This is a genomic window from Streptomyces sp. NPDC007983 (assembly GCF_042958345.1).
Lineage (GTDB): Bacteria > Actinomycetota > Actinomycetes > Streptomycetales > Streptomycetaceae > Streptomyces.
Map to the genome: position 1 here is coordinate 615,386 of NZ_JBIBJI010000002.1, position 15,386 is coordinate 630,771.

Consider the following 15,386-nt stretch of genomic DNA (forward strand, 5'->3'; position numbering starts at 1 on the left):
CTCGCGCTGGAGCCGCTCGCCGTGCGCGTCGGCTCACGGGCGCTCGGGCGGCGGCGGTACGACACCGGCCTCATGCGCCACGACGGCGGCCGCGGCCCGGTTGTCCACCCCCAGCCGGGCCAGGATGGAGCTGACGTGCGCCTTGACCGTCCCCTCCACCACATGGAGCCGCCGGGCGATCTGCCCGTTCGACAGCCCGCCGCCGAGGAAGGCCAGCACCTCGCGCTCCCGGGCGGTGAGCGCCGCGACCCGCTCCCGGGCCGCCCCGCGCCGCCCGGCCTGGGCACCGGCGCCGCCCGCCGCGAGGTGCGCGACCACCCGGGCGGCGACCTTCGGTGACAGATAGGCGGCGCCGTCGGCCACCGCGCGGACCCCCGCGATCAGTTCCTCGGGCTCTCCCGACTTGATCAGGAAACCGGCGGCGCCGCCGCCGAGGGCCCGCAGGATGTAGTCGTCCTCCCCGAACGTCGTCAGCATGATCACCCCGGTCTCCGGCACCGTCTTGCGGATCTCCTCCGCCGCCTCGATACCGCCCATCACCGGCATCCGGATGTCGAGCACGGCCACCCGCGGGCGGTGCCGCCGCACCAGCTCCACGGCGTCCCGCCCGTCGGCCGCCTCCGCCACGACGTCGATGGCCGGATCGGTGGCCAGTACGGCGCGTACGCCCGCGCGGATCATCGGCTCGTCGTCGGCGACCAGCACCCGGATCATCGGCAGCCCACAGGCGTCAGGGGGTGAGGGCATCGCGCGCCACCAGAACGTTCCCCCGGAAGCACAGCCGGTACGCGTCCCCGGAGCGGTCGTCGAAGCGATCGGCCGTCATCGCGTAGTACTCGCATCTGATGCCCCGTCCCTCCGGTTCGGCGGCCGAGGGGTGATGGGCCACCTGACGGCCCGGCAGCACCCGCTCCACCTCGGAGCGATCCTGCCCCACCCGCAGCCGGGCGAAGTCACCCGGGTCGAGCACCGCGCGCGACGCCGTCACCCGGTCCCACACCATCAGCGCGGCGCTCAGCCCCGCGCCGGTCACCAGCGGCACCATGACCGCCGCGACCAGCACCCGCCGCACCCGGTGCCGCGCCCGCCGGTGCTCCTGGGGAAGGCCGCCCGCGGGCCGTTCCGGAGGCGTATGCGGAAGCCGGGCCTCGACGGCGAAGCCGCCGCCCTCGGGGCCGTACGCGAACGAGCCCCCGGCCAGCGTCACACGCTCGTCGAGCCCGCTGAGCCCGTGACCCCCGCTGCGCGCACGCTGCCCCGCGCCGCCCGCCTCCGCGTTCTCCACCCGGACGACCGTCTCCTCCTCCCCGTACACCAGCCGGACGGTCACCGCCGCCCCGGGAGCGTGCTTGGCGGCATTGGTCAGCGTCTCCTGGACGACGCGGTACGCGACCCGCGCCACCAGCGGCGGCGGGCCCGTGTCCGCCCCGTCGGCGCGGAGTTCGACGGCCAGCCCGGCGGCGGCCGCCTCGTCGACCAGCCGCGCGATGCCGGTGGCGGATTCCTCCGCCTCCTCGCGCAGCACCCCGATCACCTGCCCGAGCCGGTCCACCGCGACCGCCGCCCGCGCTCTGATGTCCTGCGCGGTCCGCCGGTGGCGCTCGTCCAGCCCGGGCGCCAGCTTCAGCGCACCCGCCGACAGCGCGATCAGGCTGAGGTCGTGCCCGAGGACGTCGTGCATGTCCCGCGCGATCCGGGCCCGCTCCCGCAGCCTGGCCTGCTCGGCGATCAACCACCGCTCGCGCTCCGCCTGTTCGGCCCGCTCCCAGCCCGCCCGTACCAGCTCCTGGTACTGCCGCCGGAAACGTCCCGCGAACCACGGCACCATCACGCCGCACACCATCACCGCGACGAACCGGCTCCCCAGCCCGAGCAGGGCCGGCGCCACGGCCGCCGCGACGACCCCGGCCGAGACCACCCCCACGAACACCACGACCGCGGACCCCGTCCGCCCGCGCCCCCGCCCCGCCCGGAACGCGGCCACCATGGTGGGCACCGCCCACCATGGGCTCATCACACTCAGCCCGGCCCCCACGGCCGCCCCCGCCGCCCACAGCCGCTCCTGTCCCGCCACCCGCGCCATCGTCTTCACCGGGCTGACGCTACGGAACGCGGCGGCCGCCGGACACTGCCGAAAGTCCAACGCCGGCCGGCGGCTCAGTACGCGGCGGTGCGCCGTCGTACGTCGGCCATCAGCTTGTTCAGCAGCGCGGTGAGCGTGGCGCGTTCGTCTTCCGACAGACCCTCGACGAGGGCGGCCTCCTGGCCGAGTACCTGATCAACGGACCGCTCGATGAGCGCGTGCCCCTCGGCCGTGAGCTTCACCAGAACGGTCCTGCGGCCGGTGGTCCCCGGCGCCCGCTCGACCAGTCCTTCGCGTTCGGCGCGGGCGACGCGCTGGGAAATCGCCCCCGCGGTGACCAGCGTCCGCCGCGCGATCTCCCGGGTGCTGAGCGTGTACGGCGGCCCGGAGCGGCGGATGACGGACAGCAGGTCCAGGGTGGCCGCGTCGATCCCCGCCTCCCGCAGCACCCGGTTGCGGTCGTCGGCGAAGAGCTTGGCCAACTGCCAGATGGGCGTGGCGATCTCGATCGACGCGGTCGGGGTGCCCGGCCGCTCCCGCCGCCAGGCCGCGGCGATCCCGGCGGCGGAATGGGCAGGCTCGGGTTCCCCCGGTGCGGCGGTGGTCGTGTCGGCCACGGTGTGATCCCCTGTCCTCGCGTAGGCTATGTTTAGATCTAAACGTAGGTCTCAACATAGCAGCGAGCAGGAGGAACCGTGCCCCGCACCGTACTCGTCACCGGAGGCACCAGCGGTATCGGCCGCGCAGTCGCCGCGAGCTTCGCCGCCGAGGAGGCGGAGGTCTTCATCACCGGACGCCACTCCGGCACCGTCGCCCGGGCCGCCGAGGAGCTGAGCGCCCACGGCGTCGTCCACGGCGTCGTCTGCGACGCGGCCGACCCCGGGCAGGCCGCCGAACTCGCCGCCCGCATCGGAGAACTGGACGTCCTGGTCAACGCCGCCGGAGGGCTCCCCGACGCCGGATCCGGCGAGGCGTCGCCGCTCGAAGAGCTGCGCGCCCAGTGGCATTCCAGCCTGACGCAGAACCTGCTCACCGCGGTGCTCACCACCGCCTCGGTGCGGGACAGGCTCTCCGGCGACAGCTCCGTGATCAGCATCGGCTCGATCGGCGCCGAGCGCAAAGGCGGCTCGTACGGAGCGGCCAAGGCCGCGCTCGCCGCATGGAACGCCTCGCTGTCCGCCGAACTCGCCCCGAAGGGCGTCACCTGCAACGTCATCTCCGCGGGATACATCGAGGCCACCAACTTCTTCCGCGGCGGGATGACCGATGACCGCCGCCGCGCGCTCGTGGAGGAGACCCACAACAAGCGGCCGGGAACGGTCGATGACATCGCCCGCACGGTCGGCTTCCTCGCCTCCCCGGGCGCCCGGCACATCACCGGGCAGACCATCCACGTCAACGGCGGAGCCTTCACCACGCGATGACCGAGCCGACGCGGCGGTACGGACCTCCTCCGTGCCGCCGCGCCCGCGCTCGACGGTACCCGCGGCGCACGCGGCGCGAGCCGCTGAGCGCTGCGCCATTCAGGGCAATTCACCCCCTCGTACCTGGCCTTGTGCCACCACCCGCGTGCCTACTGGTGCTACAGACCGGTGGGTTCCACATCTGCCGGGGGACGGTGACGCGGGCAGCCCCCGGCGTCGATCGCCGTAAGTGTGCACCCCTGGTATCCGATGCGCCGCCGCGCCCGACGAAGGCGCCGACCTGGCGACCAACGGCCCACCACCTCACCTCGCTTGGAGGGCCCATCATGGCTACCCCCACCCTCACCCTGGTGACGGCGACGCCGAACCCGGCGACATTCGGGCAGACGGTCACACTCACCGCTACCGTGCTCCCGCTCGGCGCCGGAACCCCCACCGGCACCGTCACCTTCACCGTCACCGACGGCCCCATCCCGACCGGAACGCTGTCGGGCGGCACCACCTCGGTCACCGTCTCCGGGCTGAGCACCGGTATCCACCCCGTGGTCGCCACCTACAGCGGCGACACCAACTTCCTCTCCTCCACCGGCACCACCCTCATCGCGGTCGTCCAGTCCGCGACGACGACCTCGGTGACGTCCACCCCGGACCCGTCGACCCTCGGTGCCCCGGTGACGTTCACGGCCACGGTCACACCGGTCGCCCCCGGCGCGGGCGCCCCGACCGGGACGATGACCTTCGTCATCGGCGGCTCGGGCGGCGGCACCTTCGCCCAGCCCGTGACGGCCGGGGTGGCGACCCTGACCCTCTCCACCCTGGGCGTCGGGACCCACCCCGTGGTCGCCATCTACACCGGCGACTCCAGCTTCCTGCCGTCCTCCGGCATCGACACCCACACGGTGATCCCCGCATCCTAGGCCGCGGCAGCCGGCCGTAAGCGCCGGGGCCCGCCACTGCCCAGAGGCGGTGGCGGGGCTCACCCAGCCGTCGACTCGTCCCCGGCCCCCGGTGAGCCGTCCTCGGGTTCCGTTCCGTCGCGCAACTCCTGCCGAATCCGTCGCCAGGCCCGGATGGTCTGCGGCACCTTGTCCAGCACGTCGTTGATCTGCGTGAGGAGCAGGGTGACGAGACCACAGGAGGCGAGGACGATCAACGTCACGTCGTCCCAATTCATGTCGCGGCCTGCCGGCGGTGCCGCAGCGGGGCGAGCAGCCCGTCCAGTCGCAAGATTGCGTGACCCAAACGGACTTCGACCGTGTCGTCGACCCAACGAGCGACGGCACCGGGAACGCCGATGGGAGAGGCGGTCAGAGAGGCGGCCACGTCCTCGACATAGGGGAAGCCCTTCCAGCGAAGGGTCCACCGGTCTCCGGCCCCTCTGAGCTCTTTCCTGTACCGGTCTTCGCCTCCGTCGTTGAGCCAACCGGGACGCAGCAGCGGGTCGGAGAACCAATTGCCAACGGCCCATTCGCCCCCCGCGTCCCTGGCGGCGATGCGGCAGATGAGGCCTGCCAGGAGCTGTTCGGCATCCTCACTCATGTCGGGTACGTCTCCCAGCGCCGACCGTTCGGCGTCCGTGAGGGACTTGTCCGTGGAGAAGAAGGCCTGCCATCGAGGAGAGGGGCGTAGTTTCCCGCGCCAACTCCCCGAAGGATTACCCGTGATGACGAGCCGCGCCCCAGTGGGAAGGTGACGAGTCACGTAGGTCCGGCTCCCGCGAAACTCCTCGAGGCGGAGACCCGGCAGCGAGGCGCCCCCGTCACGGCTCGGCAGAAGGTACGGTGCCACGTTGTGCGGCACGTCCGTTATGAGGACGAGCTGATTGAACTGGGGCGAGATGATGATGTCGTACGCGACGAGAGTGTGGAGGCCCCACGTGGCAACGCCCTGGTAGGGCTGCCAAGTGCCCGGCCGGTTGAACAGGCCCAGAGCCATGAGCGCACGGAGTCGACGCTGCGGCGGAGAACAGGTGTCCAGCCCGAGGGATCCGTCACGTGGTGCGGCGGCCACAGCGGCTGGCCTGGGTTCTCCCAGGTACTGCATTCGAGTACGGGCGATGGTCTTTTCGGTGCTTCTTGGCATGCTGATACCTCACGCCCCCGGCTGGCGCTTCAGGTCACATACCCAGTGAGCCCACGAACGATTACCGAGCGGAGCTGGGCGAACCACGCCCATATGCAGCGTCCCAGGGTGCCGGGCCCACGGGAATGTGCCGCCCTCTGACTCTCCGCGAGCCAGATGTCCTGATGCTACACAGCCGGACCACGTCGCCCCGACCTGACCTCGTGGAAGGGGGCGGGGCGTGGGGAAATAGCGGGTCATCCGAGGACGCCCCGGGCACAGAGCCAGTCGAGGGCGTCCGTCCCCAGCCGGTCGGGAGCTTCGTGCAGCGCGGCCTCCACCGCCGTGAGGTCGCCCAGGACTTCAGGCGCGTCCGACCGGTCCAGCCCGGCGAGGTGTTCCATGGCCGCGGTGACGGAGCCGGGCCAGCTTGGCATGCCGAAGTGAGCAGAGGCCTTGACCGCAGCCGAAAAGGCTCGGTGGAGCACACCGGCACGCCAGCCCTGCTTCCGCATGGTCTCCGAGGTGAACCGGACCCGGTCGTCGAGTTGCTGGAGGAATTCGTCCGTGGGCTCGCCGCTGGTACGCAGAGTGAAGCGCGAGCCACCCGCCCACGGAAGGTCTACGTCCGACGCGACGGCCTGAAAGGCGAGCAGCGCCTCGGGGCCGTCTTCCCTGGCGGCGATGAGCGCCGCGCGCGCCCTGCGGTACAAATCGACACTCTGCGCGAACATCTCTCCGTCACTCGGCCCTCCGCCGACCGCGTGAATCTCGTCGAGCGGACCGTCGCGCCACGCGTCGGCGACGAGGCCCACCGCTGCCGCACTGACGAGAAGCTCCGTGTCGTCCGTATCGATGCCGAAGTGGTCCAGCACGGTGACGAGTTGTTCGGTGGGATCGGGGGCAGGCATGTTCCGCGGTCGGTGTGACGGGACGGGATCCTGGCGCTCGATGACGACATCGTGCTGCTCCAGGTCCTCGAAGACGGCATCCGGCCCGCAGTCGATGTGCGAGCTGTCGTGCCGACCGGAGCACCCTTCCGGACACTCGAACTCCTCGCACAACTCCGGCTCGGCGGGCATGGCCTCGTTGATCAGGTGGTAGGCGAGTCTGTCCGCCACTGCGGCCCTCGCCGAGATCATCGCCAAGGTGAGCTCGAAGTCACCGTCCTTGAGCGACGTGTCATCGGGGTCCGCGGAAGCCGGTGGCTCGGGGGCGTCATCCGTGGCCCAGGCGTGCGCGGACTCCAGTGAGACGAGGAGCCAGGCAACCCGCCGGGGCTCGAGGGCCTCGTCCTCGGCGAGCCGTGCCACGGCCTCTGCGGCCTTACGCACGCTCCCCAGACCGGCCAGGTGCTCTTCGCGCGCCCGTGTCCACGCGGCCGATTCCGCCTGGGCCCGCTCGGCGTCCTGGGCGAGAGCGGCGTCGCGCGACCGGCGTGCCCGTGCCACCAGGCGGGTGAGGCAGGGACGGCACGCGAACAGACCGGACGTCTCGGTCGGGCCGAGCGAGACGGGTACACGATCGTTGAACGGCACGTCGCAGAGGCAGCAGTCCAGACAGCCCACGTGACGCGACGTGGGGATGGTCGGCAGCGCGGCGCGGATCGTGGCATGGGCGTAGGCAGGGATGTGCATGGCTGGACAACTCCTCGGAAGAAGGTGCCGACCCCCGTCGGCGGCGACTTCCATGCTCCTCGCCGCCGCCGACGGGAAGTCACTGTCTGACGGGACGGCCGGGGAATTGGCAAAAGCTGCCACGCCGCTGGCCTGGTGACTCCTAAGATGTTGGCAAAACTTGACACCATGTGCCGGAAGGTGGTTTCACAGACAGTGATCGACACGTCTTCCCCTCAACCGAGCAGAGCTCACCGGGAGTTGATCGAGGCCTTACAGGAACTGCACCGGGCTACGGGCAGACTGAGCCCACGAAAGGTGAGCGCGCTCATCAAGGACCGGGATGATCTCCCGGGGAGGCTCAGCCACGAGGGCGTCCGGACCGCCCTCCAGGGGCTACGCGTACCGCGCTGGCAGAACCTGCACGCCATCGTCGCCGTGCTGGCCGAACAGTGCAGCCCGCCCCGCGATCCCGGGGAGGAGGTGGCCCGGTTCCTGCCGCTGTGGCGCGCCATCGGCGAGGGCGAATCCGGCGCACTGAAGTCGGCCCAGGAACTCGCCCTCGGCGGTTGGGGAGGCGAGGACGGCCGGTGGACCGCCGAACAGGTCGCCGGCACGCTGCTCAACCCGTACAACGCCATCGAGATCCATCCCTCGCTCGCGCTTCCGCACGAGCCCTTGATGTCGGAGGACGACTGGGTGCGTGTGGGTGTGCGGCTCATCGAGGAATCCGGTGCCGAGTTCGCCCTGCGCGCGCTGCTGCGCATCCTGAAGGGCGACTACGTGGGAGCCGAGAGCGGTGCGCCCTACGGCTACGAGAACCCTGGCTTCGAGACCGCCGAGGCCTTCGACGTGTTCCGGTACGGCTGTCAGGAGATTCTGCGGCGGTTGCGATCCGAACCCAACCTCCTCCAGGACTCGATCCGTGCGATGCGCGCCGACGAGACCATGAGCCGTGACGACCGGGCGGAGATGCTGAAGGCGGAGTCGGACATGGGCCTCATGCGGGAGGTCATGACGGTGACGCCGGACACCTGGAACGACGTGTCGGAGGAGGCGCACCACATGGTGTTCGGGTATCTCATCCAGAACGTCCGAACCGTCGGCCGTGCCGACCTCCCCCCGGCCGAACGGTTCCGGATCACCTGGCGGGTCCCGGAACCGCCGGGGGAGTGACCCCCTCCGCGGCGGTCCCGGAAACGCGGCGGGGCCGCCCCCTCGCGGGTGGCGGCCCCGAAGCGCGGCTGAGGCGCGTCGATCACACGTCGAAGTACAGCTCGAACTCGTGCGGGTGCGGACGCAGCTGCAGCGGAGCGATCTCGTTGGTGCGCTTGTAGTCGATCCAGGTCTCGATCAGGTCGGAGGTGAAGACACCGCCCTGGAGGAGGAACTCGTGGTCCGACTCGAGCGCGTCGAGGACGGCCGGGAGGGAGGTCGGGACCTGGGGGACGCCCGCGTGCTCCTCGGGGGCCAGCTCGTAGAGGTCCTTGTCGATCGGCTCGGCCGGCTCGATCTTGTTCTTGACGCCGTCCAGGCCCGCGAGCAGGAGCGCGGAGAAGGCCAGGTACGGGTTGCCGGAGGAGTCCGGGGCGCGGAACTCGACGCGCTTGGCCTTCGGGTTGGAGCCCGTGATCGGGATACGCATCGCGGCCGAGCGGTTACGCTGCGAGTACACCAGGTTGACCGGCGCTTCGAAGCCCGGGACCAGGCGGTGGTAGGAGTTCACCGTCGGGTTGGTGAAGGCCAGCAGCGACGGGGCGTGCTTGAGGATGCCGCCGATGTAGTAGCGGGCGGTGTCCGAGAGGCCCGCGTAGCCCTGCTCGTCGTAGAAGAGCGGGGAGCCGTTCTGCCACAGCGACTGGTGGACGTGCATGCCCGAGCCGTTGTCGCCGAAGATCGGCTTCGGCATGAAGGTCGCGGTCTTGCCGTTCTTCCACGCCACGTTCTTGACGATGTACTTGAACAGCATCAGGTCGTCGGCCGCGGCCAGCAGCGTGTTGAACTTGTAGTTGATCTCGGCCTGGCCGGCGGTGCCCACCTCGTGGTGCTGGCGCTCGACCTGGAGGCCGGCCTTGTCCAGCTCGAGGCTGATCTCGGCGCGCAGGTCGGCGAAGTGGTCGACCGGCGGGGTCGGGAAGTAGCCGCCCTTGTAGCGGACCTTGTAGCCGCGGTTGCCCTCCAGCGCACCGGTGTTCCAGGCGCCCGCCTCGGAGTCGATGTGGTAGAAGGCCTCGTTCGCCTTGGTCTCGAAGCGCACGCTGTCGAAGACGTAGAACTCGGCCTCGGGACCGAAGTACGCGGTGTCCGCGATGCCGGTGGAGGCGAGGTAGGCCTCGGCCTTCTTGGCGATGTTGCGCGGGTCGCGGCTGTACTGCTCGCCCGTGATCGGGTCGTGGATAAAGAAGTTGATGTTGAGCGTCTTGTCGCGGCGGAAGGGATCGACACGGGCCGTCGACAGGTCGGCACGCAGCGCCATGTCCGACTCGTGGATCGCCTGGAAGCCGCGGATCGACGAGCCGTCGAAGGCCAGCTCCTCGTTCGGGTCGAACGCCTCCGCCGGTACGGTGAAGTGCTGCATGACGCCGGGAAGGTCACAGAACCGGACGTCGACGAACTTGACGTCCTCGTCCGAGATGAACTTCCGAGCGTCGTCGGCGTTCTGGAACATCCAACTCCTCCTAGCCCGGCCGCGGGGGGACGGGGATATGTTCGGTCGCGCGGTCCGTGTGCATGCGGTCCGTGTGCATGGCGCGCTGTCGCCGACGATAAGCAGGCGGGATTTCCCGAGCATGACCCATTTGTTTCACCCAGGTTAACCGGGTCAGGGGCCGTTACGGGCGTATGCGGACGACCCCAGTAACGTATGAGGGGTGGACAAGAGGCAAGCAATCGGATCCTGGCTTTCCGGCCCCCGCGCGGCCGCCGAGGAGATGGGCGTCGACCTGGGCTACCGCGGCCAGGGGCTGGGGCTGCCCGAGAGCGGACCGGGCGCGATCGCACCGCTCGGGCGCCGCTTCGGGGCGATCTTCATCGACTGGGCCCTGTGCGTGCTCGTCTCGTACGCGCTGCTGGCCGACCGTAATCCGCAGGCCGCCGGGAACTGGGCGCTGCTCGTCTTCCTCGTGCTCAGCCTGCTGACCGTGGGCACCGTCGGCGCGACCCCCGGGAAGCTGCTGCTCAGGCTGCGGGTGGTCGGCGAGGACGGGACGCGGCTCAGCCTGCCGCGGGCCGTGCTGCGCAGCGTGCTGCTGGTGCTCGTCATCCCCGCGGTCGTCTTCGACCGTGACACCCGCGGGCTGCACGACCGGCTCTCCCGCGCCGTGCAGATCCGGGTCTGAACCCGTATTGCATACGAAAGCGGCCCGGGACTCGTGTCCCGGGCCGCCTTTGTCACGTGGTGTGGTGTCTCGGCGTCCGTGGGCGTCCGGTGCGCCCGGCGGCTCAGCGGCCCTTCGGCATGCGCATGCCCTTGGGCATCGGGCCCTTCGGGATCGGCATGTTGCTCATGAGGTCGCCCAGCGCCCGCAGCCGCTCGTTCACGACCGTCACCTGCGCGCCGGGCAGCACCCGCGGCAGCTTCAGCAGCTTGGTGCGGAGCTTCTTGATCTCCACCTGGCCCTCGCCGGAGCCGACGATCACATCGTGGACCGGGACGTCCGACACGATGCGGGCCATGCGCTTCTTCTCGGCGGCCAGCATGCCCTTGAGCCGGTTCGGGTTGCCCTCGCCGACGAGCACGATGCCCGCCTTGCCGACGGCCCGGTGGATGACGTCCTGGTTGCGGTTCATCGCCACCGCCGGGGTCACCGACCAGCCGCGGCCCACGTTCTCCAGAACGGCGGCGGCCGCGCCCGGCTGGCCCTCCATCTGGCCGAAGGCCGCCCGCTCGGCGCGGCGGCCGAAAATGATCGCCATCGCGAGGAAGGCCAGGACGAAGCCCAGGATGCCCAGGAAGACGGGGTGACCGACCAGGAAGCCGATGGCGAGGAGGACACCGAAGGTGATGATCCCCACGCCGGCAACCACAAGGCCGACCTTCGAGTCGACCCGTTTGGTCATCTTGTAGGTCAGGGCGATCTGCTTCAGTCGCCCGGGGTTCTCGGATGTTTCCTTCCGCGCCATAAGGCGAAGTTTACGTGGCCTGGGAAGCCCCGGTGGACACGGCCTCCAGTACGTGCTGGGCCTCGGTCCGGTCCTTGGCGCGGCGGCGGTCCTCCAGGACCGCGGTCCAGGCGTTGCGCCGGGCTGTGCGCTGGCCGCCGCGCAGCAGCAGTCCCTCCAGGGCGAGCAGCGCGTCGGTCACGGACGGGCGTACGGGCGCAGCCGGCATGGGTACCCCTCGGGAGCGGTGGATTATCACGAAACACGCGGCCATGAGCGGTGCGTGGTTTTATCGTTACCCAATGGTGTTACCAGTGTGTGACCGGCCGGTCAAACACCGATGAAGCCTGAGCTGCGGCTTCTATCGCTCCCGTGACCTGCGGTTTTCCGAAACGGACAGGGTGGCCGGTGTGCCCGTACTCACACAGCGTGTTGCTCACACCGGCCATCGCTGTTTCGGCGTCACACCGCCTGCGCGGTGCTCTCACGCTGGTCGATGGCCTGCTGGTACAGGCGTCCCGCGCGGTACGACGAGCGGACGAGGGGGCCGGACATGACACCGGCGTAGCCGATCTCTTCCGCCTCCTCCTGCAGCTCCACGAACTCCTGCGGCTTGACCCAGCGCTCCACCGGGTGGTGCCGGGCGGAGGGGCGCAGATACTGGGTGATCGTGATCAGCTCACAGCCCGCGTCGTACAGGTCCTGCAGCGCCTGGCTGATCTCCTCGCGCTCCTCGCCCATGCCCAGGATCAGGTTGGACTTGGTGACGAGCCCCGCCTCGCGGGCCTTGGTGATGACCTCGAGCGAGCGCTCGTAGCGGAAGCCGGGGCGGATGCGCTTGAAGATCCGCGGCACGGTCTCGACGTTGTGCGCGAGCACCTCGGGGCGGGACGAGAAGACCTCGGCGAGCTGGTCGGGGTCCGCGTTGAAGTCCGGGATCAGCAGTTCGACGCCGGTGTCCGGCATGAGGGAGTGGATCTGCCGTACGGTCTCGGCGTACAGCCAGGCGCCGCCGTCGTCGAGGTCGTCGCGGGCGACGCCGGTGATCGTCGCGTACCGCAGCTCCATCGTCCGTACGGATTCGGCCACCCGGCGCGGCTCGTCGCGGTCCAGCGGCTGCGGCTTGCCGGTGTCGATCTGGCAGAAGTCACAGCGCCGGGTGCACTGGTCGCCGCCGATGAGGAACGTGGCCTCGCGGTCCTCCCAGCATTCGAAGATGTTGGGACAGCCCGCCTCCTGGCACACCGTGTGCAGGCCCTCCCGCTTCACCAGGCCGTGCAGCTCGGTGTACTCGGGGCCCATCTTCGCCCGGGTCTTGATCCATTCGGGCTTGCGCTCGATGGGGGTCTGGCTGTTCCGGACCTCCAGACGCAGCATCTTGCGTCCGTCGGGTGCGACTGCGGACACGTCCGGCACTCCTCTTTGCTTGGCGAGTCTGGGTGGCGCGGCTTTCGAATCGTCGGCGGTCACCAGGGTACGCCCGTCATTCGTACGGATTTACGTCCAGGGCAACCGGCGACCTCGGGGGCGCATTCCCCTGGGGCGGCGACGCCGCTATACGGCGCGCGGCAGCGGGACGGAGGACTCCACGACCGCCCGCAGATGCTTCTCGACCACCGGGATCACCTCGGCGACCGTCACGTCCCGGCCCAGCTCCGCCGAGAGCGAGGTCACCCCGGCGTCCCGGATGCCGCACGGCACGATCCGGTCGTACGACGTGTTGTCCGGGTTGCAGTTGAACGAGAAGCCGTGCATGGTCACGCCCTTGGCGACCCGCACGCCGATCGCGCCGAGCTTGCGGTCCTCGCGGCGCTGTCCGGCGTTGGACGGGGCGTACTCCGGGCCGTTGAGGCGCGGGTCGAACTCCTCGTCCTCCACCCGCGGGTCGAAGTCCAGCTTCAGCCCGCCGAGCGACGGGCGCCGGTCCACCGGGTCGCCCAGCACCCACACCCCGCTGCGGCCCTCCACCCGGGTGGCCTCCACGCCGAAGTCGGCGCAGGTCAGCAACATGGCCTCCTCCAGCCGCCGGACATGCGCGACGACGTCCACCGGGCGCGGCAGCTTGAGGATCGGATAGCCCACCAGCTGGCCGGGGCCATGCCAGGTGATCTTGCCGCCGCGGTCCACGTCCACCACCGGGGTGCCGTCCAGCGGGCGTTCGTTGTCGGCCGTGCGCCGCCCCGCCGTGTAGACGGCCTGGTGCTCGAGCAGCAGACAGGTGTCCGGGACCTCGTCCGCGAAGCGGGCCGCGTGCACGCGCCGCTGCTCCTGCCACGCCTCCTGGTAATCGACGGCGTCCGCCCCGAACCCCAGATGGACGTAGCGCAGTCGCAGCTGCGAAGCGGGGGTCGTCCCCGGGGACGTTGCGGTCACGGCAAGCTCCTTTTCGGACCTCGTAACAGTTGGCGGTGCCTCCGCCACTGTACGACCGCGCGCTTTCCGACCCGTATCCGGCTCGTTCTCACACGATCGGATGAAAGGAGTCCGACGAGCGCGATCAGCCCGCTACAGGCAGTTAAATTCACGCCGTTCCAGAGAGCGAATCAGGGAGACCGGCAGGCTGATGACGGAACGACCCCCACAGCGCATCCCCAACCGTCAGCTCGCCGCGCTGATTTCCGAGGCAGGTTTCTCCAACGCCGGGCTGGCCCGGCGGGTGGACCAGCTCGGCATCGAGCACGGCCTCGACCTGCGGTACGACAAGACATCGGTGACCCGCTGGCTGCGCGGCCAGCAGCCGCGCGGCACCACGCCCGCGCTGATCGCCGAGGTCTTCACCCGGCGACTGGGACGCCGGCTGACCGCCCAGGACCTGGGCCTCGACGCCTGTGCGCCGGTCTACGCGGGGCTGGAGTTCGCCGCCACCCCGCAGGAGGCGGTGGACATCGTCAGCGGGCTGTGGCGGAAGGACTCCGGCAGCCACGCGGAGCTGCGGAAGATCGCCTTCACCCCGGCCGGGCTGGTCGTCCCCAGCCGGGACTGGCTGATCGGGCGGCCCGACGACCGGGTGGCGCGCGGTGAGCCCCCGGCCGCCGGTGGCCCGACCGTCCCCGCCCAGGGCGGCAGGGGCCCCGCCGCGGGCCGTGGAGCCGCCGCGGGCCGGGCGGCCACCGCCGACCGGGCCGAACGGGCGCCCGTGCCCCGGCAGCGGCAGGCCGACCGGGTCCAGCGCGGGCCCGGCCACCGGGTGACCCCGGGCGACATCGCGGCGCTGCGCTCGGTCAGCGAGCTGTTCCGGACGCTGGACCAGACGTACGGCGGCGGCCACGCCCGGCAGGCCCTGGTGCGCTACCTGGAGCACGAGGGCGAGCCGATGCTGCGCGGCACCTACGGCGAGACGACCGGGCGGCGGCTGTTCGGCGCCATGGCGGACCTGACCCGGCTGGCCGGGTGGACGTCGTACGACATCGCCGCGCACGGTCTGGCCCAGCGGTATTTCGTCCAGGCGCTGCGGCTCGCCCAGGCCGCCGGGGACCGGCCGTACGGGAGTTATGTGCTGGTGACCATGAGCCGCCAGGCCGTCTACCTGGGCCATGGCCGGGAGGCCGTCCAGCTCGCCCGGGTGGCCCAGCAGGGCGTGGGCGGCGGCGCCCCGCCGGTGCTCCAGTCCCTGCTGCACGCGGTCGAGGCGCGGGGGCACGCGGTGCTGGGCGAGGTACGGGCCTGCACCGCCTCGCTCGCCCGCGCCGAGCGGGCGCTGGAGACGTCGCGGCCGGGCGACGACGTGCCGTACTGGGTGCGGACCTTCGACGAGGCGCAGCTGGCCGACGAGTTCGGCCACTGCCACCGGGACCTCCAGCAGTACCGCGCCGCCGCCCAGCACGCGGAGCGCTCGCTGCGGCTGCGCGGCGCCGGATTCGCCCGCAGCCGCCTCTTCAGCCGGGTGGTGCTGGCCACGGCCCGGCTGGGCCTCGGCGAGCTGGAGCAGGCGTGCACGCTGGGCGCGGAGGCGGCGCAGCAGGCCTCGGAGATGCGGTCGGCGCGGGCGCTGGACTACGTACGCGACTTCGAACGCCGACTGGAGCCGTACCGGGACGCGGCCCCGGTGCGTGGCTACCGCGAGCGGGTCGCGGCGCTGGGGTAGTGGGTCGCGGTGCCGGG

Annotated in this window: 16 protein-coding genes; 5 read left to right on the top strand and 11 right to left on the bottom strand. The window is 70.9% G+C overall.

Annotation, left to right across the window (positions count from 1 at the left end; genetic code table 11):
* Positions 1-33: 33 nt before the first annotated feature.
* The 3 genes from ACFZCY_RS07155 to ACFZCY_RS07165 all read right to left on the bottom strand — a co-directional run bounded on the left by ACFZCY_RS07155 (position 34) and on the right by ACFZCY_RS07165 (position 2,700).
* Positions 34-714, bottom strand: coding sequence for a response regulator (locus ACFZCY_RS07155; protein ID WP_391170411.1), 681 nt, complete (start codon positions 712-714; stop codon positions 34-36).
* Between the two features lie 16 nt (positions 715-730).
* Positions 731-2,083, bottom strand: a complete 1,353-nt coding sequence (locus ACFZCY_RS07160; protein ID WP_391170413.1) for a histidine kinase — start codon at positions 2,081-2,083, stop codon at positions 731-733.
* 74 nt (positions 2,084-2,157) lie between these two features.
* Entirely contained in the window at positions 2,158-2,700 is a 543-nt protein-coding gene (locus ACFZCY_RS07165; protein ID WP_391170014.1) for a MarR family transcriptional regulator, read from the bottom strand.
* 78 nt (positions 2,701-2,778) lie between these two features.
* Here ACFZCY_RS07165 and ACFZCY_RS07170 point away from each other — a divergent pair, with 78 nt between their 5' ends.
* Complete coding sequence (locus ACFZCY_RS07170) at positions 2,779-3,507, top strand: SDR family oxidoreductase (RefSeq protein WP_391170015.1); 729 nt, start codon at positions 2,779-2,781, stop codon at positions 3,505-3,507.
* Positions 3,508-3,833: 326 nt separating this feature from the next.
* A complete protein-coding gene (locus ACFZCY_RS07175) occupies positions 3,834-4,424 on the top strand; it encodes an Ig-like domain repeat protein (RefSeq protein ID WP_391170016.1) in 591 nt (196 codons plus the stop codon).
* 59 nt (positions 4,425-4,483) lie between these two features.
* Here the strand turns inward: ACFZCY_RS07175 and ACFZCY_RS07180 are convergent, their stop codons facing one another.
* The 3 genes from ACFZCY_RS07180 to ACFZCY_RS07190 form a co-directional block, all read right to left on the bottom strand.
* Positions 4,484-4,681: a hypothetical protein gene (locus ACFZCY_RS07180; RefSeq protein ID WP_391170017.1), complete on the bottom strand. Its 198-nt coding sequence runs from the start codon at positions 4,679-4,681 to the stop codon at positions 4,484-4,486.
* Positions 4,678-5,442 (bottom strand): hypothetical protein, encoded by a 765-nt coding sequence (locus tag ACFZCY_RS07185; RefSeq protein ID WP_391170018.1) that lies wholly within the window; start codon positions 5,440-5,442, stop codon positions 4,678-4,680. Before ACFZCY_RS07185 ends, ACFZCY_RS07180 begins: the two co-directional genes overlap by 4 nt.
* A 383-nt stretch (positions 5,443-5,825) precedes the next feature.
* Entirely contained in the window at positions 5,826-7,205 is a 1,380-nt protein-coding gene (locus ACFZCY_RS07190; RefSeq protein ID WP_391170019.1) for a hypothetical protein, read from the bottom strand.
* Between the two features lie 297 nt (positions 7,206-7,502).
* On the opposite strand from ACFZCY_RS07190, the gene ACFZCY_RS07195 reads away from it, so the two are divergent.
* The gene (locus ACFZCY_RS07195; protein WP_391170020.1) at positions 7,503-8,360 is read left to right on the top strand and encodes a hypothetical protein; all 858 of its coding nucleotides are present in this window, start codon (positions 7,503-7,505) and stop codon (positions 8,358-8,360) included.
* Positions 8,361-8,442: 82 nt separating this feature from the next.
* Here the strand turns inward: ACFZCY_RS07195 and glnA are convergent, their stop codons facing one another.
* Positions 8,443-9,852: a type I glutamate--ammonia ligase gene (gene glnA / locus ACFZCY_RS07200; protein WP_391170021.1), complete on the bottom strand. Its 1,410-nt coding sequence runs from the start codon at positions 9,850-9,852 to the stop codon at positions 8,443-8,445.
* A gap of 202 nt (positions 9,853-10,054) precedes the next feature.
* Here glnA and ACFZCY_RS07205 point away from each other — a divergent pair, with 202 nt between their 5' ends.
* Positions 10,055-10,522, top strand: coding sequence for an RDD family protein (locus ACFZCY_RS07205; RefSeq protein ID WP_391170022.1), 468 nt, complete (start codon positions 10,055-10,057; stop codon positions 10,520-10,522).
* A gap of 103 nt (positions 10,523-10,625) precedes the next feature.
* On the opposite strand, the gene ACFZCY_RS07210 is transcribed toward ACFZCY_RS07205, so the two are convergent.
* The 4 genes from ACFZCY_RS07210 to lipB all read right to left on the bottom strand — a co-directional run bounded on the left by ACFZCY_RS07210 (position 10,626) and on the right by lipB (position 13,658).
* The gene (locus ACFZCY_RS07210; RefSeq protein ID WP_055550980.1) at positions 10,626-11,306 is read right to left on the bottom strand and encodes a DUF4191 domain-containing protein; all 681 of its coding nucleotides are present in this window, start codon (positions 11,304-11,306) and stop codon (positions 10,626-10,628) included.
* A gap of 10 nt (positions 11,307-11,316) precedes the next feature.
* On the bottom strand, positions 11,317-11,514 hold the full coding sequence (locus ACFZCY_RS07215; RefSeq protein ID WP_179933831.1) for a hypothetical protein: 198 nt from the start codon (positions 11,512-11,514) through the stop codon (positions 11,317-11,319).
* Between the two features lie 233 nt (positions 11,515-11,747).
* Entirely contained in the window at positions 11,748-12,692 is a 945-nt protein-coding gene (gene lipA / locus ACFZCY_RS07220; protein WP_361474413.1) for a lipoyl synthase, read from the bottom strand.
* 147 nt (positions 12,693-12,839) lie between these two features.
* Positions 12,840-13,658 carry a lipoyl(octanoyl) transferase LipB gene (gene lipB, locus ACFZCY_RS07225; RefSeq protein ID WP_391170023.1) on the bottom strand — a complete coding sequence of 273 codons (819 nt, stop codon included), beginning with the start codon at positions 13,656-13,658 and terminating at the stop codon, positions 12,840-12,842.
* 190 nt (positions 13,659-13,848) lie between these two features.
* On the opposite strand from lipB, the gene ACFZCY_RS07230 reads away from it, so the two are divergent.
* Positions 13,849-15,369, top strand: a complete 1,521-nt coding sequence (locus tag ACFZCY_RS07230; protein WP_391170024.1) for a regulator — start codon at positions 13,849-13,851, stop codon at positions 15,367-15,369.
* The last annotated feature ends 17 nt before the right edge of the window (positions 15,370-15,386 follow it).